This window comes from Cellulomonas hominis (assembly GCF_014201095.1).
Taxonomy (GTDB): Bacteria; Actinomycetota; Actinomycetes; order Actinomycetales; family Cellulomonadaceae; genus Cellulomonas; species Cellulomonas hominis.
The window spans coordinates 3,528,087-3,546,757 of the sequence record NZ_JACHDN010000001.1 but is presented as its reverse complement, the minus strand read 5'-3'; the positions used below and the strand labels follow the sequence as shown (position 1 = coordinate 3,546,757).

20 protein-coding genes are annotated in these 18,671 nt (G+C 73.6%); all 20 read right to left on the bottom strand.

Annotation, left to right across the window (positions count from 1 at the left end; translation table 11 throughout):
- Nucleotides 1-10: 10 nt before the first annotated feature.
- A complete protein-coding gene (locus tag HNR08_RS16550; protein WP_146836590.1) occupies nucleotides 11-1,456 on the bottom strand; it encodes a PcfJ domain-containing protein in 1,446 nt (481 codons plus the stop codon).
- A gap of 24 nt (nucleotides 1,457-1,480) precedes the next feature.
- Nucleotides 1,481-1,957 (bottom strand): hypothetical protein, encoded by a 477-nt coding sequence (locus tag HNR08_RS16545; protein WP_146836587.1) that lies wholly within the window; start codon nucleotides 1,955-1,957, stop codon nucleotides 1,481-1,483.
- Nucleotides 1,954-4,818, bottom strand: coding sequence for a hypothetical protein (locus tag HNR08_RS16540; protein WP_146836584.1), 2,865 nt, complete (start codon nucleotides 4,816-4,818; stop codon nucleotides 1,954-1,956). The genes HNR08_RS16545 and HNR08_RS16540 overlap by 4 nt, the downstream gene beginning before the upstream one ends.
- A gap of 133 nt (nucleotides 4,819-4,951) precedes the next feature.
- Nucleotides 4,952-5,488 carry a GNAT family N-acetyltransferase gene (locus HNR08_RS21960; protein ID WP_221286376.1) on the bottom strand — a complete coding sequence of 179 codons (537 nt, stop codon included), beginning with the start codon at nucleotides 5,486-5,488 and terminating at the stop codon, nucleotides 4,952-4,954.
- Nucleotides 5,485-6,588 (bottom strand): hypothetical protein, encoded by a 1,104-nt coding sequence (locus tag HNR08_RS16530; RefSeq protein WP_146836582.1) that lies wholly within the window; start codon nucleotides 6,586-6,588, stop codon nucleotides 5,485-5,487. The genes HNR08_RS21960 and HNR08_RS16530 overlap by 4 nt, the downstream gene beginning before the upstream one ends.
- Nucleotides 6,585-7,448, bottom strand: coding sequence for a DNA methyltransferase (locus HNR08_RS16525; RefSeq protein WP_186812757.1), 864 nt, complete (start codon nucleotides 7,446-7,448; stop codon nucleotides 6,585-6,587). Before HNR08_RS16525 ends, HNR08_RS16530 begins: the two co-directional genes overlap by 4 nt.
- Nucleotides 7,449-7,664: 216 nt before the next feature.
- Nucleotides 7,665-7,895 (bottom strand): hypothetical protein, encoded by a 231-nt coding sequence (locus HNR08_RS16520; RefSeq protein WP_146836575.1) that lies wholly within the window; start codon nucleotides 7,893-7,895, stop codon nucleotides 7,665-7,667.
- Between the two features lie 189 nt (nucleotides 7,896-8,084).
- Nucleotides 8,085-8,534 (bottom strand): hypothetical protein, encoded by a 450-nt coding sequence (locus HNR08_RS16515; RefSeq protein ID WP_146836572.1) that lies wholly within the window; start codon nucleotides 8,532-8,534, stop codon nucleotides 8,085-8,087.
- On the bottom strand, nucleotides 8,534-8,803 hold the full coding sequence (locus HNR08_RS16510; protein ID WP_146836569.1) for a winged helix DNA-binding protein: 270 nt from the start codon (nucleotides 8,801-8,803) through the stop codon (nucleotides 8,534-8,536). Before HNR08_RS16510 ends, HNR08_RS16515 begins: the two co-directional genes overlap by 1 nt.
- Complete coding sequence (gene ligA / locus HNR08_RS16505; protein ID WP_183835122.1) at nucleotides 8,796-10,859, bottom strand: NAD-dependent DNA ligase LigA; 2,064 nt, start codon at nucleotides 10,857-10,859, stop codon at nucleotides 8,796-8,798. The genes HNR08_RS16510 and ligA overlap by 8 nt, the downstream gene beginning before the upstream one ends.
- 278 nt (nucleotides 10,860-11,137) lie before the next feature.
- Nucleotides 11,138-11,935, bottom strand: coding sequence for a thymidylate synthase (locus tag HNR08_RS16500; protein ID WP_146836563.1), 798 nt, complete (start codon nucleotides 11,933-11,935; stop codon nucleotides 11,138-11,140).
- Nucleotides 11,936-11,943: 8 nt separating this feature from the next.
- Nucleotides 11,944-13,029, bottom strand: a complete 1,086-nt coding sequence (locus HNR08_RS16495; protein ID WP_146836560.1) for an NADAR domain-containing protein — start codon at nucleotides 13,027-13,029, stop codon at nucleotides 11,944-11,946.
- Entirely contained in the window at nucleotides 13,026-13,382 is a 357-nt protein-coding gene (locus tag HNR08_RS16490; RefSeq protein ID WP_146836557.1) for a hypothetical protein, read from the bottom strand. The genes HNR08_RS16495 and HNR08_RS16490 overlap by 4 nt, the downstream gene beginning before the upstream one ends.
- A gap of 43 nt (nucleotides 13,383-13,425) precedes the next feature.
- On the bottom strand, nucleotides 13,426-13,998 hold the full coding sequence (locus HNR08_RS16485; RefSeq protein WP_146836554.1) for a hypothetical protein: 573 nt from the start codon (nucleotides 13,996-13,998) through the stop codon (nucleotides 13,426-13,428).
- A 14-nt stretch (nucleotides 13,999-14,012) separates the two neighbouring features.
- Nucleotides 14,013-14,804: a metal-dependent hydrolase gene (locus tag HNR08_RS16480; RefSeq protein ID WP_146836551.1), complete on the bottom strand. Its 792-nt coding sequence runs from the start codon at nucleotides 14,802-14,804 to the stop codon at nucleotides 14,013-14,015.
- Nucleotides 14,805-14,892: 88 nt separating this feature from the next.
- The gene (locus tag HNR08_RS16475) at nucleotides 14,893-15,408 is read right to left on the bottom strand and encodes an HD domain-containing protein (protein WP_146836548.1); all 516 of its coding nucleotides are present in this window, start codon (nucleotides 15,406-15,408) and stop codon (nucleotides 14,893-14,895) included.
- A 110-nt stretch (nucleotides 15,409-15,518) separates the two neighbouring features.
- Complete coding sequence (locus tag HNR08_RS16470; protein WP_146836545.1) at nucleotides 15,519-16,259, bottom strand: hypothetical protein; 741 nt, start codon at nucleotides 16,257-16,259, stop codon at nucleotides 15,519-15,521.
- A 79-nt stretch (nucleotides 16,260-16,338) separates the two neighbouring features.
- On the bottom strand, nucleotides 16,339-17,214 hold the full coding sequence (locus tag HNR08_RS16465) for a hypothetical protein (protein WP_146836542.1): 876 nt from the start codon (nucleotides 17,212-17,214) through the stop codon (nucleotides 16,339-16,341).
- A gap of 181 nt (nucleotides 17,215-17,395) precedes the next feature.
- Complete coding sequence (locus HNR08_RS16460; protein ID WP_146836539.1) at nucleotides 17,396-18,136, bottom strand: ParB/RepB/Spo0J family partition protein; 741 nt, start codon at nucleotides 18,134-18,136, stop codon at nucleotides 17,396-17,398.
- A 3-nt stretch (nucleotides 18,137-18,139) separates the two neighbouring features.
- On the bottom strand, nucleotides 18,140-18,658 hold the full coding sequence (locus tag HNR08_RS16455) for a ribonuclease H family protein (protein WP_246803033.1): 519 nt from the start codon (nucleotides 18,656-18,658) through the stop codon (nucleotides 18,140-18,142).
- Nucleotides 18,659-18,671 lie beyond the last annotated feature (13 nt).

Genomic DNA, 18,671 nt, shown 5'->3' with positions numbered 1-18,671 from the left:
ACCGAGGAGCTCAGGCGGCCTGCGCCTGAGCGTCGTCGCCGAAGTAGCGGGCCACGTGCACGCCACGGCCAGTGAGGTGGGTCTCGACCTCGGCCCGGACCTGCGCCGGCAGCACCGCGTTGAACCGGCCCAGCATCTGGGTCAGGTCCAGCCGGTGCCCCTTCGAGCGGCTGGCGACGGTGACCTCGAAGTTGCCGAGCATCGTGCCCCCGGGCTGCCGGATCGCCCCGAGCAGGCTCTGCCCGGCCCAGTTGCGGTAGGCGTAGGAGTCGATGCAGTGGTGCATCGAGTCGGCCCAGGCGTCCAGGGTGGCGCCGTCGCGGGCGAGCTCGATGCGGAATCCGCCGGGCGTGACGCCCTCCAGCTGCCGGTGCAGGGTGTCGTCGGTGACGGCGAACGCGGCGTCGGCGGCGTTGCGGTAACGCTCGTCGCGCCGGGCGCGGTCTCGCTCGGCCAGGGCGCGGCGACGGGCCATCGCCCTGTCGTGCAGGTCGCCCCAGGAGTCCGCCCGGGCCATGCCGGGTGCTGGGACCCAGCCGCTGAGGTCGGTCAGCAGGGACCCGTGAACCGTGCCGGTCCCGGTCAGCGCGAGCCGGCGCAGGGACCGCTGGTCGAGCTGGCGCAGGTGCGCGCGCATCCCGCGCACGTTGATGTTCCCGATCCGGTCGAGGCTCTGGCCGCGGCCACCGAGGTGCTCCACGAGCCAGTCGGTCGGCACGTACGGGGCCAGCAGGCACCCGGTCAGCAGCCGGGGGTCGGGGAGCCTTCCGGGATGGATCGTGCCGGCGACGGCGCGCGCGAGGTCCTTGCGGTAGCGCCGGGCGCCGAACAGGGCCCGGGTCAGGGCGGGGGTGTCCTCGGGTCCGGCGCCCGCGAACGCGTTCATCATCGCCGCCGGCAGCGGCGCGGTCTGCCACAGCTGACGGGCTCCGCCGGCGTCCAGCAGCGGGAAGCAGTCCTCGTAGGTGCGCGGCGCCGGCGCGACGTGCGCGAAGGCCCGCACGGCCTGCGGGAAAGAGGTCTCGCCGGGGGCGGTCGAGTAGACGTACCGGTTGAAGTAGGCGCTCGCCCCGCTGGAGGCCATGGCGGTGGTGAGCCAGCGGCCGTCGGCCATCACCCGCAGCCGCACCCACTCCCGGGTGGCCCAGCGCGAGAAGCCCTTGCCGCTCGCGGCGGTACCGGCGAGCATCTCCCCGCGCCGGAACCGGTAGATGGCGGCGTTCGGGTCCGGCTGGAACAGCTCGACCCGCTCCCGGACGACCTCGACCCGGTGCCCGCGCTCGAGCCGGCCGCCGCGGCGGGCTAGCCCACGGGTGTCGGCGAGCACCGAGGCGAGCACCAGCCCGCCGGAGGGGGCCAGCACCGGAGCGTCCGGGTGCACTTCGACCGTAGCCGCGGCGTCGTACAGGGACGCGCGCGCGAGTGCGGCGAGGACGGGGTGCTCGAGGTCGCTCATGCCGCTGTGATGTGCGGCAGCCGGTCAGCCGCCGGGGGTCAGCGCGTACCAGCCCTTCCAGCCGTCGGGGACCGCCGGCATCTTCTTGCCGGTGATGGTGGCGTGCACCTGCACCAGCCGCGGCAGGATGGCGGCGACCCGGCGCGGGTTGGCCCGCCGGTGGGCGGAGGGCTCGCGACCGTTGGCCTGCTTGCCGTGCCCGCGCATCGTGAGGTTGGTGCCGTCGAAGGTGGCCAGGGCGTCGTGCCCGACCGCCAGCCGGCGGGCCTCGAACGCGTCCGTGAAGGCGGCCAGCGTCAGCGGGTCGTCCCGGTCGATGTCCACCACGGTCCAGACCGACCCGAACGCCACCGCGACCTTCCCGCCCTTGACGCTGCGGGCCCACACGGCGTTGACCCACACCTTGGAGGCGGTCTCGCCGGCGAGCCGGTACATCGACCCGGGGCGCAGCAGCGCCGGGGTGGCGTCCATCGACCAGCGGGTCATCCGCGGGGCGCTCACGAGGCCGCCCCCGCCACGACGACGTCGGTCCCGGTGGGCTCGGTCGCGAACCGCAGGGTCAGCAACCCTTCCGGCAGCGGCTCCCGCAGGGTCTCCTTGGCGGCCCAGTGCCTCTGGCGGGAGCCGAGCTTGGGGTTCAGGGGCTCGTCCAGCGCCTCGATCGCCTCGGCGACGGTCAGCCCCCACGGGGTGCGGCCCTCCTCGGTCAGCCGCAGCGCGAGGTAGCGCAGCGCGTCCCAGGGCTCGTCGTCGGTCGTGGTCCTCCATGGCGCCACCAGGGTGCCCCGGACCCGGGCCTCCTCGGCAGCCCACAGCGTCTCGTCGGCGTAGTCCTCCATGAACCGGTCCCGGGCCGCGGCGACCCGGGCCTCGGTCCAGCCGTCCTGGACGCCGCGCAGCGCCTTGTCGGCCTGCGACTCCAGCTGGTCGGCGGCGGCGTGCGCCTCGACCCAGGCGTCGGCGTCGGCGTGCGCGGCGGGCAGGTTGACCGGGTCCAGGAACACCATCCGGTGGCGCCGGTTGTCGTTCCACGGGACCCCGGCCGGCCGGTTCTCCTCGGCGTCACGGAACCGCCCGCGGAACCGCTCCCAGACGGTGGTGTTGTTCGTCGACGGCTCCCGGATCCAGCTCAGGCCGATCGACCCGTCCCCCTCGCGGGACGCGCGCACCGCGATCGTCTTGGCGTACAGGGTGGGCAGCTCGCCGGTCAGGACCCGCTCGGGGATGGTCACCGGGCCCGGGTGGTACCAGGCGGTGAACTCCATCTTGGAGTTGCTGTTCCACCAGCCGCCGCGCTCGTCGTAGCCGATCGCGATCAGGGTCAGCCCCGGGAAGGCGCGGTCGCGGATGCGGCTGATGGCCTCGTTGATCTCCGGGTCGGACAGGTGGTCCGCGGGCCGGGCGGCACGCTTCCAGGTCGACCACGCCTGCGCCTCGTGCAGGATGATCCACCGCGACAGCGAGGCCATCGGGACGATCTGCCACTGCCGGACCGGGCGGGCCTTGCCGGTGCGGGTGTACTCGTGCACGTGCACCCACACGTCCTGCGGGACCGAGGCGTGCTCCGGGGTACCGGCTGCCGGGCCCCAGGCCCGGGTGGCCGGGGTGAGGACCACGTAGGTGCCGTCCTTCTTCCGGGCGACCAGGAGGGCGTCCCGGTGCTCGCGCCGGGCCCGCCGGAGGAACGCGTCGTCGTCCCCGGCGCCGGCGTCCGCGCGGGCGATGCGGGCCCGCTCGGCCAGGATCGCCGTGGCGGCGCGGGCCTCAGCCTCGGGGTCGCCGGACATCGGGCGGAACCAGCGGGCCCCGACCTTCCAGGAGGTGATCACGGGGGCGACCAGGGCCGCGGCGGTGTCCAGGTCCACGCCCTCGGCCTGGGCGACCTGCGCGGCGAGCAGGTCACGGAACGGGGCCTCGACGGCCTTCTCCTCCTCCAGGAACCCGATCGCGGCGGTCAGCGTGGGGAACATGTCGGCGTAGGCGTGCCGCTCCAGCCGGGCGCCGAGGTAGGTGCGCATCGTCTCGACGTCGACCAGGTCGATCGGGAGCACGAACCGGTCGGAGACGAAGATCGAGCAGGAGGCGGCGGTCTTGGGCACGCGGTACTCCCCGCCGCCCCAGCCGTCGTTCACCCAGGTCTCCTGGGTCCGCTTGTAGGTGACGACGAACTCCCCGGGCCGGGACCCGGCGCGCGCGATCGTGTACACCTGCCCGGCCCGCGGGTACTCGGCCCGGTTGGGCCAGATGCGCTCGTGACCGCCGTCGCGGTAGCCGGAGGGCCAGTCCTTGTGCCGGGTGGTGACCATGACCCGCATGCCGGGGCGCAGCTGGCTGTTCAGGGACCGCAGCCAGTCGTAGAACGGGGTCCGACCGGTCGTCAGAGCGGACTCGTCGTCGGCGATCAGGACCACGTGGCCCTCGTCGTAGTCGGCCGGGGTGAGCAGGCTGACCCCCGGCTTGGGCAGCGGTGCGAACACGTGGGTTCGGTCGATGAGTCCCTGCAGGATGAGGGCGACACGCATGTAGTGCCGCTCGCGGGCGCCGGCGAGCTTCTCGGCCGCCAGCCACTTGTCGGTCCCGGGGACCAGCGGCTGCCCGGTGTGGCGGTCGAGGAACATGGAGGTGAACTCGTTGCGGGCCGGGACCAGGCGGTAGCCGACCTCGAAGTTGGTGTCCATCCGGTACAGGGCGCCGCCGTTGCGGATCAGGAAGTAGGTGTGCCGGTTCCGCTTGTTGTACTCCTTGTTCGCCCACGGGTCCTTGTAGTCGATCTCGGACCGGCGCGCCATGATGGCCACCACGCCGCGCTCCTCCGGAAGCACCTGCTGCAGGTGGGCGGGGTCGCAGGTGACCCACTCGTCGAAGGCGTCCACGGAGCGGAAGTCGATCCCGTTGCCCTCGGCGTTGACCGCGGACTCCTCGTCCATCGCGAGCACCATCTGGCGCACGTGGATCGGGGTGCCGGCCGGGGCCGGGGCTCCTTCGGCGATCTGGCGGATCTCCTCGTCCCGGCCGAGGTAGAGGTTCATGGTCCAGATGCCCTCCTGCATGAGGGCGAGGGTCTCCTTGAGCGGGGCGAGCTCGAGCTCCAGGGCGCGGGCCTGCCGGTCCAGCTCGGCCTTCTGCGCCTCGATCAGCTCGCGGGCCGAGTTGACCTTCTCCAGCGCTGCGGTGCGGGCCTTGGCGACCTGCGCGTGGGCTCCGGCCATCCGAGCCTTGACCGACACGGCGGCGTCGGCACCGGCGGGCACCAGGTCGGTGCCGGCGGCGGCTGCGCCGGCATGGGCGGTCGCCAGTGCGGTGGTGGTGGCGTCGCGAGCGGCGTCCAGCGCGTCGGCGACCTGTTCCTGGTAGTCGGTCATGCCGTTCGTATGTGCGGCACGCCGGCCACCCCGAGGCCCAGCGCGACGACCTGGTCCGCTGGACCTCACCCGCGGGCTGTCCGGCCCGATCTGGCCGCTCGAGCGTCCTCTCGACCTGGCCGCCGGAATCTGGTCAGGCCCGCACCATCCGGTGCATCGGGATGTTCCCCCACGACTCGCCGGCGGGGATCTGCTCGTCGAGCGGCACGAACCCGCGTCGGGTGTAGAAGCGCTCGGCGCGCTCGTTGCCGTCGATGAGCCACAGGTACGCGGGCCCGGGTGCCAGCACGGCAGCCAGCAGTCGGTCCGCGAGGCCGGTGCCGTGCTCGGTGGGGTCGATGTAGATCTTGTCGAGCTGGGTGTCGGTGGGCGGCGGCACCAGCCCGAGGTCCTCCTCCCACGGGGCCGGAGCCGGGCCGGCGGCCGCGACCGCGACGACGACCCCGCCCCGTTCGGCGAGCACACCGTGCCACCCCGCCGGGTCGGCGAGGAGGCGGGTGAGCTCCTCGGCGGCCTCGTCGACCTCCGCGAGCCGCCGCTCCCCGAACCCCTCCGGGGCGAGCGGTCCGTACGTGTGCGCTTGCGCGGCTACGAGGAACGCGGCCCAGGCCTGGGCGTCGGCGACCCCGACGGGACGCACGACGACGTCGGGACGGGCGGCTCGGGTCACCGGGCCACGCTACCGGCGCCGGCCTGCCCGGCCACCCCCAGGTTCCGCTGCCGCTGGTCGGCCAGGATCGGTTCGTGCTGCAGGCCGCAGCGGTCCAGGTCGACGCCGGCGTCCGCGAGCAGGGCTTGCCCGAGGGCGTTCAGGACGCGGGTCGAGCGGCCGACAGACACGACGGCCTCCAACTCGCGGCAGGCGTCCAGGTAGGGCTGCACCATCGGGCCGGGCGCGTCGGCGCGGACCGCCGCGGCGATCTCGGCGCTGTCCGGCGCGGCGTACCAGCGCAGGTCGCTGCCCTGGCCGAACCCGAGCGAGCGAGAGTGCCGGTGCACGACCTCGAGCACCCGGACGTGGGGCACCTCGGTGTACGGGGCGAGCGCGCCGATCAGGTCGGCGGTGCTGGTGCCGGGGTGGGCGGTGACGTGCTCGGCAGCGGCCAGGGCCAGGCCGCCGGGGCTGAGGGTGGGCGTGGAGGACATGCCCAGTGGATGTGCGGCACCCGGCGCGGTGCGCTCAGGCGGCCAGGGCACGTTCGTGCAGCCAGGAGTTGACGGCCAGCGCGACCGGCCGGCTGAGCGGCTGCCCGTGCCGGGCGGCCACACGCTGGCCGAGGCGACCCCGGCACCGGCGGCCACCGCCCGGTCGGAGTGCCCTGCCAGCAGTTCGACCAGGTGCGGGTAGGGCCGCGGTCCGGGGCCGTCACGCCCGGCCAGGGCGGCGTGCACGCGGGCGACGGCCGCGGCGGTCGCCTCGGAGACCCCGGTGGTCAGGTTGGAGGGCATCAGGGTGCCAGGGCCGAGGCCGGCGAGCCGGGTGATGGTCTGCAGCGGCCAGTGGCGCCCGAGCAGCTCGTCCCCCTGGGCGATGGTCGGGCCGGGTTCGGTGCGGCGCGCCGAGGGTGGCGGGTCACCGTGCACGGCCAGCAGCAGGGTCGCGGTGCCGCGGTACAGGCTGAGCCGCTCGCCTGTCAGCACCGCCCGGACGGTGCGCTCGGTGACGCCGGACTGCTGGGCGATCCAGGCGGCGGTGGCGCCGCAGCGCACCAGGCGGCGCAGGTGCGTCCGGATCGGTCCGGCGGGCACGCCGCGCCCGGGTGCGCTCATGCGACGGCCTCGCTGGGGGCGCGGTCGGCGCTGAGGCGGGCGGCGGTGAAGCCGAGCGCGCGCGGGTTGAGGTCGCCGCCGATGAACCGCAATCCGCGCCGCAGCGCGACGAGCGCGGTGGTGCCGCCCCCCACGAACGGGTCGCAGACCAAGTCGCGGCGGGCAGGTGTGGCGGGGCGGGTAAGGGCGCCCACGACACGGTCGACGAGCGGGACCGGCAGGCTGTTCGCGTAGCGCGGCTGGCCGGGGCGAGCGTCTGCGCGGCCGACGTCTCCGATGGGCCACAGGTCCAGCGGGTAGTGGGCGCCGGAGCGGGCGCGCGGCAGGTCCGGCGGCGGCGTGAAGATGCGTGCCGGGGAGCGCAACGGCCCCGAGCACATGATGGTCACGGTCCAGTGCGCGTGGGCGAACCGGCGGGTGGTCCGCAGCGCGAACACCCTCCCGACGGCGAGGGAGTTGACGTAGGTCAGGCCGGCGTCCTCGGCGGCGACCTGCACCCAGGCGGCCTGCTGCGGGCCGGTGATGGCGGCCAGGTACCCACCGGGGGTGAGCGCGCGGGCCGCGGCGTCCACCCACTGGCTGGTGAACTCCCGGTAGGCGCCGGGGTCGACGTCGACGTACCCGGGCACCACCTGGCCGTTGTCGCGGCCGTAGGTGCGGGCCCCGACGTCGTGCCGGGTGCCGCGGCCCACGCCCAGGCCGTAGGGCGGGTCGACGCAGATCAGGGCGGGCGGTTCGTCCAGCTGGGCGAGGAGGTCGGCAGCGGCGGACAGGTGCAGCTCAACCTGCCCGTGCGCGCCGTCCAGGCTGACCAGGACGGCGGCGGCCGGGGCGGCGGGGTCGCCGTCGAGCACCCACACCGACGGGCCGACGCGGTGGGCGCGACCGTCGCGCTTCAGGGCCTGCAGGGCGTTGCGGACGCGCCGCTTCCAGCGGGTGTCGGTGCGGCCGTGGATGACGTCGCCGCCGCCCGTCGCGGCCGGTGATGCCGGCGGCGTGCACGGCCTGGTAGAGCTCGTCCAGGCAGTAGGTGCCGGCCCGGTCGGCGAGCAGGGCCCGCTCGGTCGACGCTGCGCTCACCAGTCGCCGCCGGTGTTCGGGATGCCGCGCACCTCGGTGGTGATCGCCTGGTGCCGCTCGAGGGTGCGGTCGGAGTCGAACCGGGGGTCGCGGGTGCGAAGCACGACCAGCTCGCCGCCCTTGGAAGCCAACGTGAGCGTCCGAGGCCACCGCTTGGCGAGGGCTCTCAGGGATCGGATCGCTCGCTGCTCGTCCGGGCTCAGCGGCTTCTCGTCGGTGTCGTCCACACCTGGCAGATGTGCGGCAGCGGGCGGGGCGCCGGGCGTCGTTCAGGCTCGCCACCGACAGGTCCTCCAGGTCGAGCAGCACGGCGCTGTCGGCGTGCCACACTCCGGGGACACCTCCACCAGGGTGGCGCCGCCGTCGCGCCGCGGGTACCGGTGGGTCAGCCGCTGGTGGGGACTCCCCCGGCAGGGTCAGGCAGGTCCGTAGCTCACCGCGGGGTCCTGGCGGTGCAGCACCGACAGCGGCAGGGCGAGGTCGCCGGTCTCGAGGAGGGACCCGGCCTGGGTGAGCCACCGGACCCTGCTGAACCCGGGGACACGGCGGGCCATCGTCCCGGCAGCGTCGCGGACCACGGTCCAGTCCGGCAGCAGAGCGGTGACCTGATGCCGGTCGACCATCTCGGTCCCGAGCTGGCCGCCGCCGACCGCCAGCGCGAGGGCTTCGGCCGTGTGCACCGCGGGCAGGCTCGGCAGTCCGCGCGGGGTGCGCACCAGGGCGTTGGCGACGAACTGCTGGCCGCACCCGCACTCGAAGTCGGACAGGTTGCTCCCTGCCTGCGGGACCGGTCGCAGGCGGTGCTCCGCGCCCGCCCGGACCGCGGCAGCGACGGTGGACGGCAGCGTCGCGATGGTGGTGCCCATCACGACTCCCCCGGCTCGTAGTCCTCGGACAGGTCCAGAGAGTTCAGCACTCGGGCACCCTCGGCGGTCAGCACGTACCCGACGCGCTCCCCGACGCGCAGCCCGGTGTACTGGCGGTCCAGCAGCCCGCGACCGCACAGGCCGTCGAGCCGGGACCGTGCCGCGGCCTGGGTGGCCAGCAGGCTGCCGGCGACGTCCTTGGCGCTGACCGGTGCCCGCTGCGACACCACGAACAGCGCGGCGACCTGGCGCGCGGTCAGCTCACGCACCCGACCCACCGCCGAGCAGGTCCAGGAACTGCGCCGGGGTGAGGATGCGCACGCCGAGCTGGGTCGCCTTGACGTACTTGGAGGAGGTGGAGGGGTCCGAGACCAGCATGCTGGTGCCCGCCGACACCGACGAGGACGCCTTGCCCCCGGCGGCCTCGATCGCCTCTGCGACGGTGGTGCGCGAGTACCCGGGCACCGACCCGGAGACCACCACGGTCATCCCGGCCAGCGGACCCGCGGCCTCGCCCTGGGCGCGCTCGGCGCCCATGTTGACCCCGGCGGCAGCGAGCCGGTCGAGCACGCCGCGGGCCGCCAGGTCGTCCAGACCCTCGCGGATCGTGGCGGCCTTGACGTCGCCGAAGCCGTCCACGGCGGCGATGTCAGCGACCCCCGCGCCACGCAGCGCGTCCATGGTGGCGAACGCGGCGGCGAGCCGGCGCCCGGCGGTCCGGCCGGTCATCCGGATGCCCAGGGCGGTGATGACCCGGTTCCACGGGGACGCCTTGGCGGTCTCGATCTCGGCGGCGATCTTGGCCGCGACCTTCTGGCCCACCTGGCGGCCCTCGGCCAGCGTCAGGGCGGCCAGGTCGTCCACGGTCAGAGCGAACAGGTCGGCGACGTCGTTGACCTTGCCGGACTCGACCAGGGCCGTGGCGATCTCCGTGCCCAGCCCCTCGATGTCGAGGCAGTCCCGGGAGGCGGCGTAGGTGATGCGGCCGAGCACGGACAGCTCCGGCGAGACCGACCGCCACAGCAGCGTGGACTTGTCCCACGGCTCGCCGAGCGGGTCGGTCTCCGGCGGCGCCCACGGGGCCGAGTCGGTGGGCCGGGCGCCCAGGTCGACGGACTCGATGTACGGGATGACGTCGTTGGCCCGCTTGATGGTGACGGTGTCGCCGACACGGACGTCCCGCTCGGTCATCCAGGAGACGTTGTGCCCGGTGGCGAAGGTGATGGTGGTGCCGCCGACGAACACTGGCTCGACCTCGACTCGGATCGCCAGGCGCCCGGTGCGCCCGATCGCGGTCTCGATGGCGACGACCTTGGTGGTGGCGGTCTCGGCAGCGTACTTGTAGGCCAGCGCCCACTTCGGGGCGCGGTCACCCTCACCGAGGCTCTTGCGGTCAGCAGCCGCGTCGGCCTTGATGACGATGCCGTCGATGGGGAAGCCGATGGTCTCACGGCGCTCGTCGAGGGCGTCGACCTGGGCGAGCACGTCGTCGAGCTCGCGTGTGCCGGAGGCGACCGGGTGCAGGAAGTCGAGCAGGCCGGCGGTGGTGGCGACGCCCGCCTCGGCGGCGACCCGCATGGCGTCGGTGTAGCGACCCGAGGCCGGCGGCCGGGTGAGGCCGGTGCCGTACGCGGCGAACGACAGGATGCCGGCGTATGCCTTGTCGCCCTTGCGCAGGATGCCGGCGGCAGCGTTGCGGGAGTTCACGAACGGCGCGCCCTCGAGCGAGGCGCGTACTGTCTGGGCGCGCAGGAAGTCGGTGTCGGCGCAGTACACCTCGCCGCGGACCTCACGGACACCGTAGGTGGGGTCGATCCGCCGGGGCAGCCCCTGGATGCGCAGGCTGAGGCCGGAACGGGTGATGTCCTCCCCGGTGGTGCCGTTCCCGCGCGTGGCGACCAGGACCAGGCGACCCTCGGCGTCGTACTGCGCGCGGATCGCCAGACCGTCCAGCTTCGGTTCGATGGCGAGCGGGCCGGCGACGGAGGTGACGAACGTACGAAGACCCTCGCGGCCGTCGGCCTTCTCCAGCGACCCCATCCGGCTGGGGTGGGTGACGTCGCCGCCCTTGGACTGCCCGGCTGCGATCGAGGTGAGCAGGTCCTCGTAGTCGTCGATCTCCGTGGGGGAGAGCGCGACGCGCGCCTCGATCGCGGCGATCCCGGCGTCGTACTCGGCGTCGGACATCAGCTGCTCGGTGCCGTCGTAGTACGACTTGGCGGCGGCGCGCAGGCTCTCGCCGAGGGCCAGGTAGGCCTCCCGCTCGGCCAGGGGGTTGAGCTGGGCGAAGTCGGCGGCGATCGCTGCTGCGTCGGTGGTCGTCATGGGGTTCATATGTGCGGCAGGAGCCCTGTTCCGGTCGTCGGCGCCGCCCCGCGCGGGCGCCCGCTGTGCCGATCTTCCACCAGGGCTCCCACGCTCACGCGGCGGACTCACCCCTACCGTGCGGCCGTGCCCGCACGGCGCATGCGCCGACCGGGAACCACGAAGGACGGTGCCACCCTGACGTACGGAGCGGCGCCACTCTGACCGGGGCGGCCGGCACTACTGGATGTCCCGGATGACCGCGACGACCCCACACCTTGACGGGAAGGCGCGCGGGCTCAGACCGCGATGGGGGCCTTGATGCCGGGGTGGTGCTGGTACCCGACGACCTCGACGTCGCCGATCTCGTACTCGAACAGCGACGGGGCGCGCCGCAGGTTGAGCATCGGGTACGGGTACGGCTCGCGAGCCAGCTGGGTGAGGACCTGCTCGACGTGGTTGGAGTAGATGTGGACGTCGCCGCCGGTCCAGACGAAGTCCCCGACCTCGAGGTCGAGCTGCTGGGCGACCATGTGGGTCAGCAGCGCGTAGGAGGCGATGTTGAACGGCACGCCGAGGAACAGGTCGGCCGAGCGCTGGTAGAGCTGGCACGACAGGCGCCGGTCCTGGACGTGGAACTGGAACAGCGCGTGGCACGGCGGCAGGGCCATGTCGTCGACCTCGGCCGGGTTCCACGCCGAGACGATGTGCCGGCGCGAGTCCGGGTTGGTCGCCAGCGAGTCCATGACGCGGGCGATCTGGTCGATGTGTCCGCCGTCGGGCGTCGGGCAGGACCGCCACTGCACCCCGTACACGGGGCCGAGGTCGCCGTTCTCGTCGGCCCACTCGTCCCAGATGCTGATGCCGCGCTCCTGGAGCCAGCGGACGTTGGAGTCCCCGCGCAGGAACCACAGCAGCTCGCCGATGATCGAGCGCAGGTGGACCTTCTTGGTCGTCACGAGCGGGAAGCCTTCGGAGAGGTCGAACCGCATCTGCCGCCCGAACACCCCGATCGTGCCGGTGCCGGTTCGGTCGCCTCGGCTCTCGCCGTGGGTGAGCACGTCCGCGAGAAGGCGTCCGTACTGGTCGCTGGGCATGGCGCTCCTCAGGGTCGGGCCACGCTGGCGGGGCCGTCGGGGTTCTCGATGGTGGTGCGGCGGGAGACGACGTCGACAAGGATCAGCGGCCGGCCGGCGGCGCGGGCCTTGGCGATGGTGGAGGCGGTCCCGCCGCTGGTGTGGGCGGGGTCGTGGACGGCGATCAAGGCGTTGGCGTCGCGGAGCATGAAGTTGTTGCGCTCGTGGTACATCGCCACGTCCGAGGCCTGTCCCAGCACCAGGCGCCGAGACGCGCGGGCAACCTGGTCCTCCCAGTGCTGCGCCTGACCGGGGGCCCACCGGTCGGGCTGGCCCCAGAACGGGATGTAGGCCCACAGGTCCAGCCCGGCCGCCAGCGCGGTGTCGGCCCACCACGCGTCCGCCCCGGTCGACATCCCGGAGATGGCGACCTTGGCGTGGTGGGCGGTCTTGAGCTTGAGCGCGAGGCGCGAGAGCTCCGCTCGGGCGAAGGCTGCCTGGCCCTCGTCGAGCAGATGCGGGCGGTGCCCCGTGACGGCTACGCGGGTCCAGCGCCGGTGCGCTCCGCGCAGCCGGTCTCGCTCGGCCATGAGTGCCAGGCCGAGGGCGTTGCCACCGCACCAGGCTCGGTGCTTGTCGCAGTAGCACTGCCCCCAGGCTTGGTCGTGCCAGGCGCGGCGCGCAGTGCCGGTGCCCTCGATGAGCAGCGCGTCGCGAGTGGCGATGAGGCTGTTGCGCAGGGTCACGTCCTCGAACTTGGCTCGCACCACCTGGGCCATGACCTGGTAGCGGACGCGGGAGTCCCAGTCCTTCTTCGGCACGCGGAGGGTCACCCTCTGCCCAGCGGCTTTCGCGCGGGACGCGGTGGCGGCCTGACGGACGGTCACCCGTTGGTCGAGGTCCAGGGTCTTGAGTGCGTTGAAGGCCCACTCCCCTCCCGCGTAGGTCTCGCCCTCGATCCGCAGCGCGGCCCGGTAGAAGTTCGACAGGAACTCGTACTCGCCGCGGAAGGAGTCGATGAGCTGGGCGGGGTCAGCGAAGGCCTCGGACGCTTCGCGTGGGCTGGGCCGGGCAGGCTGCCGGGCGCCCTCGTGCACGTCGTGGTCGGTGCTCACCGGTCCCCCTTCCGCCAGGCGTCGGGATGGGCCGGACGCACGTGCTCCCACCGGCGGTAGATCGTCTCGATGTGCTCGTCGTTGGCGCCGGGGCCGGCCCGGGTGAGGTCGCGGCTGCGGCGGCGCTCCCACGCGAGGTAGCGGCGCACCTGCGCGTCGCGCAGGACGTGCCGGCACGCCCACCAGGGGGCCACGACCAGCGCCAGCGCGGGGTGGTAGCGGGTGCCGTCCTCAGGGGCGGTCTCGGTGGTCCGCAGGGGCCACGGCAGCACGAGGATGTGCCGCCCCAGGTGGTCGGTCCCGAGGGAGGGCAGGGCTGCGCCCCAGGCGCGGTAGGTCCAGGCCAGCGACATGCTGTACAGATGTGCGGCGCGGACTCCGCGGCGGCCGTCCTCGTCAGCGCTTGAGGGAGGTGGTGCCCGCGACGGGCGGGCCGACTGGGGCCCGGTCGTGGAGCCGCTCGAGGCGGTCCGCAGGACCTTCCTGGTATGACTCGGCCGCGGGCACGGCGCAGTGCACCTCGACCACGCCCAGCGGCACCCCGCCGTTCAGGCGGCAGCTGACCGACTTGGCCGCCAGTCCGACCCAGCCGACGGCGATCAGCGCGATGGCAATCGGCGGGTTGTTGAGCCCGACCCAGCCGAGCGCCAGGACGAACGGCGGGACGGCGAACGCGATCACGAACTGCACCCGGAGAACGACCACGATCGCGACGGCGATGACCTGGGCGAGGACGTAGAGGCCGGCGAGGACCTGCAGCGTGATGAGGGGCTCGGCCCCGATCGCGTCCAGGACCGCGGGCGTCGGGCTGTAGACGTAGCCCAGTGCCAGGGCGAACTGCACCAGCGGGACGCCACCGGTGCTGAGCACCCCGAACCAGTGCAGGGTGCTGACGAGCAGGGCCCGGCGCGGCGACAGCGTCGCGCCGCTGCGAACGGTGGCGGTCACGGTCTGCTCGGTGCGGGTCATGTGGGGCTCCTTGGTCAGGCGGACAGGCCGGGGATCGGCAGCGGGGTGCCGAAGGCGCGGGCGATGGTGTCGGTGATGGCGACGAGGGTGTAGAGCCCCAGGACGCCGAACAGGGCGAGCTCGCGGATCGAGCCGGTCTTGCCGAGCGCGGGCACGGCGACGTAGCCGTTCTGCTGCCAGAGGGAGCGCACGACTGGGATGTCGTCGAAGGACTTCGGCGGCTTCGGGACCCAAGGCCACAGCAGCGGGAGCCCGCCGACTGTCAGGAAGTCGCCGACCAGGTGCGTGACGACCCCGAGGACCACGACGCTCGGCAGGATGCCGAACAGGTCCGGGGCGAAGTACAGCACCGGCAGAGTCGCCACGGCGGCGGTGGCCCACAGCTTGATGATCCCGCCGCGGGACAGGTGCAGGACCTTGAGGGTGAAGCCGATCAGGGCGAGCCAGAGCAGTGTCGAGCCGGCCGGGATGTACCCGAGCAGCGGGACCGTGGCCCACCATGTCCCGAGCCAGGTCGCTCCGAGGTAGAAGCCGATGATGGCGAGCAGCGAGTGCAGTCCGTGGCGGTGTCCCCCGCTGACGCCCTCGAGGGTGCGCGCGGCGACCTTGGTGATCGCGCCGCCGGAGTGCGCGATGGTGCCGTTGTGGTGGTCGGCGTCCGGGAGGATCGCCGCGCCGGCGGCCAAGGCGGCACCGACGAGCTGATCGCGGGTCGACATCGGCGAGAGGCCGAGGGCCCACGGCGCCGTTGAGGTGACGGCGAGCCAGACGGCGGCGCCGCTCACGGCGTGGTGGGTCCCCATCATGCCCGGTAGATGTGCGGCAGGGGCCCCGGCGGGCTTGCACGGCGAGGGCAGGCACGGCGGCGACACGGCGCGCTCCCCGGCGGCAGCGTCAGTCCGCGGCGGGCAGACCCAGCGCGGTGCGGGCGGCGCGGTACTTCGCGGTCAGGCGCGCCCGTGTCGGCTCGTCGAGCGCGTCCATCCGCTCCGGAGAGGTGTTGTGCGCGATGTCGGCGGCCTTGACCGCGACGGCCTGGGCGTCGGTGGCGACCCGCAGGTAGTAGTCCGCGCGCGGCTCGCCGTGGGCGTGGGTCAGCAGGGAGACCAGGCGCAAGGTCCCCGTGACCTGGTCGGGCGTGCCGGTGCTGGTCAACTCCGCGGCGAGGTCGCTCAGGGTCCAGTCGGTGTCCTCGACGACGTCGTGGAGCCATCCGGCGGCGACGACGTGGGCGGGGTGCCCCTGGGCGTGGAGGATGGCGCCGACGGCGGCCGGGTGGCCGATGTAGGGCTTGGCGAGCTTGTCGACCTGGCCGGCGTGCGCGCGGTGGGCGACGTCGGCTGCGGCCGCGACCAGCGGGTGCGGCCGCTGGCTCTCGGGGTGGCGCTGCGTGTCCTGGTCGGTGCTCATCGGCGCCCTCTCGTCCGGGGTGTTCTCCACCTGCGGATGTGCGGACGGGGCCCCGCACGCGAACGGGCCGACCCCGCGTCTGCAGGATCGGCCCGTTCGCGTGGTCATGGTCAGCCGGTGTAGGGCACCGAGCCGAGCTTCTCGGCCTGCTCGCGCACCCACGCCGCGACGACCTTCGGGTCGGACTCGACCGTCAGGTCCGAGGTGACGACCTCGGTGCGGTACCCCTCCGGGCTGTCGCTGAAGTCGTCGCTCTGGAACTGCCAGCGACCCTCGTGCTCGCCGGCGGGGACGATGAACGCGTGGTCGCCGGGCGCGCCGGGCTCGGTGCGGGAGCCGAACCAGATCGTCGTGCCGCCACCCTCGTCCCACACCGCGACGCCCTCGAGCTCGTTGGCCACGGCTCGGGAGATGCCGTCGTTGCGGACGCCGCTGGCGTAGTTGACGAGGTCCTCGCCGTCCGCGTCGCGCGCGGCGCTCAGCCACGCGGCGACGGCGGCGGGGTGGGCGCTCATGCTCAGACCCGGGGTCGATGTGATGCGGTCCGGGCCCCGCTCGAGGCTCCACTGCCCCTTCTCGCCGGTCAGGACGTTGACGCCGGTGGTGATCTCCTTGTCGTCGTCGCCGTCCTCGGCCGGCCAGAGGACGGCGGGGGCGTCGTCGCCGCAGTCCCCGGCGCCGGGCAGCAGCTCGATGATGGCGTTCGTCGCCTCGCGCGCCTTGTCCTCGAACTCGAGGTCGTCGAGGCCCACGAGGTGGACGTTGGCCTCGGCGGCCACCTTGGTGACGAACTGGCCGCCCGCGCTGACGCCCGCGGTGGCTCGCGGGTGCTGGGACTCGTTGAAGGACATGAGGTCGATCCTCTCGTGCGGTGCAGGTGTGGGGTGTCGATCGGACGGGCGTGTCCGGCGGGGGGCCGCCGGTGGCCGGTCAGCGCCGGAGGTGGACCGAGCAGAACCGCTGCGCCTGCTCGTTGATCCACGCGGCCACGACCGCGGGGTCCTCGCCGGCGCCGAGGTTGGACACGACGTTCTGGCAGTAGTCGCCCTTGGCGTCGGGGGTCTCGGTCTGCTCGGTCTCGAAGTGCCAGACGCCCGGGTTCGTGGGGTCGTCGTCCCGGCTGATGTAGGCGTAGTCGCCCTTGTCGTGCGCGCCGTTGGAGCGCGAGCCGAACCAGATCGCCTCGCCGGCGCCCTCGTCCCAGGACTCCGCGCCCTCGACGTGGGCGACGACGGCCTTGGTGACGCCGTTCAGCACGACGTCGCGCGGCGCGCCGCGCAGGTAGTCCGGGTCGGTGCGCCCGGCCTCGGTCACCCAGGCGGCCACGGCGGCCGGGTGGGCGTCCAGCGGCAGGCCGGAGGCGGAGCGGATGCGGTCGGTGGTCTGGGAGTGCAGCCACGTGCCGCGGGTGGGGCCGTCCTGGGTGTCGACCCAGGCGGAGTGCCCGTCCCACAGGTACAGGCTGGGCTCGCGGTCGCCGCGGCTGATGTTCGTGTACGGCTTGAACTGGTGCAGGGCGGCGGACACCGGCTGGTCGGGGTCCAGCTCCATGATCCGCTCGCGGGTCCACTGCGCGAGCACCTGGGGGTTCTCGCCGTAGGTGTACGTCGACGCGACGCGCGTGCCCGACGCGCTGGTGTAGGTCCAGCGCCCCTCGTTGTCGGGGTCGAATGCGACGCTGGCGGCGCGCACCCCCGGGTCGCGCGGGTCCCTGACCGGGAAGAACAGCGCACCGTCCTCCTCGCGGATCCTGCCGGACGGCATGGTCTCGGCGACGGCACGGGTCTTGAGGATGCCGGCGCTCACGATATCGCTGGGCGTCGGGCCGACGTAGGGCAGGTCGGCGCGTGACTCCGCCCGGGCGGACGCGGCGAACTGCCCACCGGTTCTCACCCCCGCGGGTGTGCGGACGTGCTGGGACTCGTTGAAGCTCACGGTCGTCTCCCGGGGCTGGGTGCGCGTTGCGGTACGCCCTGTAGATGTGCGGCTACGCGGCCGCCACGGCGGCCGCGGCGAGGGCGTCGTCGACGATGGCCTTCTCCCAGCACTGGCCGCACGCCGTTCGCCCGATCACGGTCCTGGTGTCGCGGTGGTCGCACTGGGCGCCGGCCACGGCGGCGAGTCGGTGCTGGGGCCCGAGCCACTGAGGCTTCGCCGGCGCTCTCAGCGGGACGGCCGCCGGCGTGCTCCCCGAGCCGCTCCCCTGCTCCTTCCTCTGCTGCTTGGCCAGGCCCCGCGACAGGCGCACCGCCTCGGTGGCGGTCATGCGCCCGTCGCCGACCATCGTCTGCACCTCGGCGGGCAGTCGCAGCAGCGCCAGACGGTCAGAGACCGTGCCGGGGCGGAACCCGGTCTGCTTGGCCACCTCGGCCGCGCTCATGCCGGTGCCGATCAGGCGCTGGAACGCACGGGCCTGGTCGAGCGGCTTGAGCTCCTTGTGCATGGCCGTGACCAGCATGATGATCACGTCGGTGCGCTCGTTGTTGCGCTCGCGCACCACGCACAGCACCTGCGTCACCCCGGTGCCGGGCAGGGACGCCAGGCGTCGGTTGCCGTCGATGACCTCGTAGCGCTGACGGCCGCGGCTCGGGACGGGCTTGACGATGAACGGCTGCTGGATGCCGACGGCCCGGATCGAGTCGGACATCTCCACGAGGTCCTCGAGGTCGGTGCGCGCGTTGTTCTTCGCGGGCACCAGGTCGCGGACCTCGATCAGGGCCATGCGCATGGGTCAGCTCCTTCCGGGCGGGGTCCAGGTGCCGGTGACGACATCGGCGAGCCCGCGGGCCGCGCGCAGGCGGGCCTCGACGGCGCGCTGGTCGGCGGCCTCGTTCAGCGGGTGGGCGCCGGGGCGGGCGTGCCCCTTGACCTTGACGAGCTTGACCGGCGGGAGTCCGGCGGCCCGGCGCGCGTCGCGGGCATCGATGAGGGCCGCGATGAGGTCGCGGTTCGAGGTGGGCTTTCCGTCACCGGTCCGCCACCCGCGGCGCTTGTGCGCGTCCATCCAGGAGGCGTAGGTGTTCAGCGCGTAGGCCGAGTCGAGTTCGATGGTGAGAGCGGGCACGTCGGCGAACGCGGTGATGGCCTGCAGCAGGCCGGCGAGCTCGGCGGCCTGGTTGGTGGAACGCGGCATGGCGCCGCCTGCCCAGGTGCCGTTGGCGGCTGCCCAGGCCCACCCGGACGGACCGGGGTTGCCGGAGCAGGCGCCGTCGGTGCCGACGGTCAGGGACTGCATCGTGGGGATGCTCACGGGCCCTCCTCGG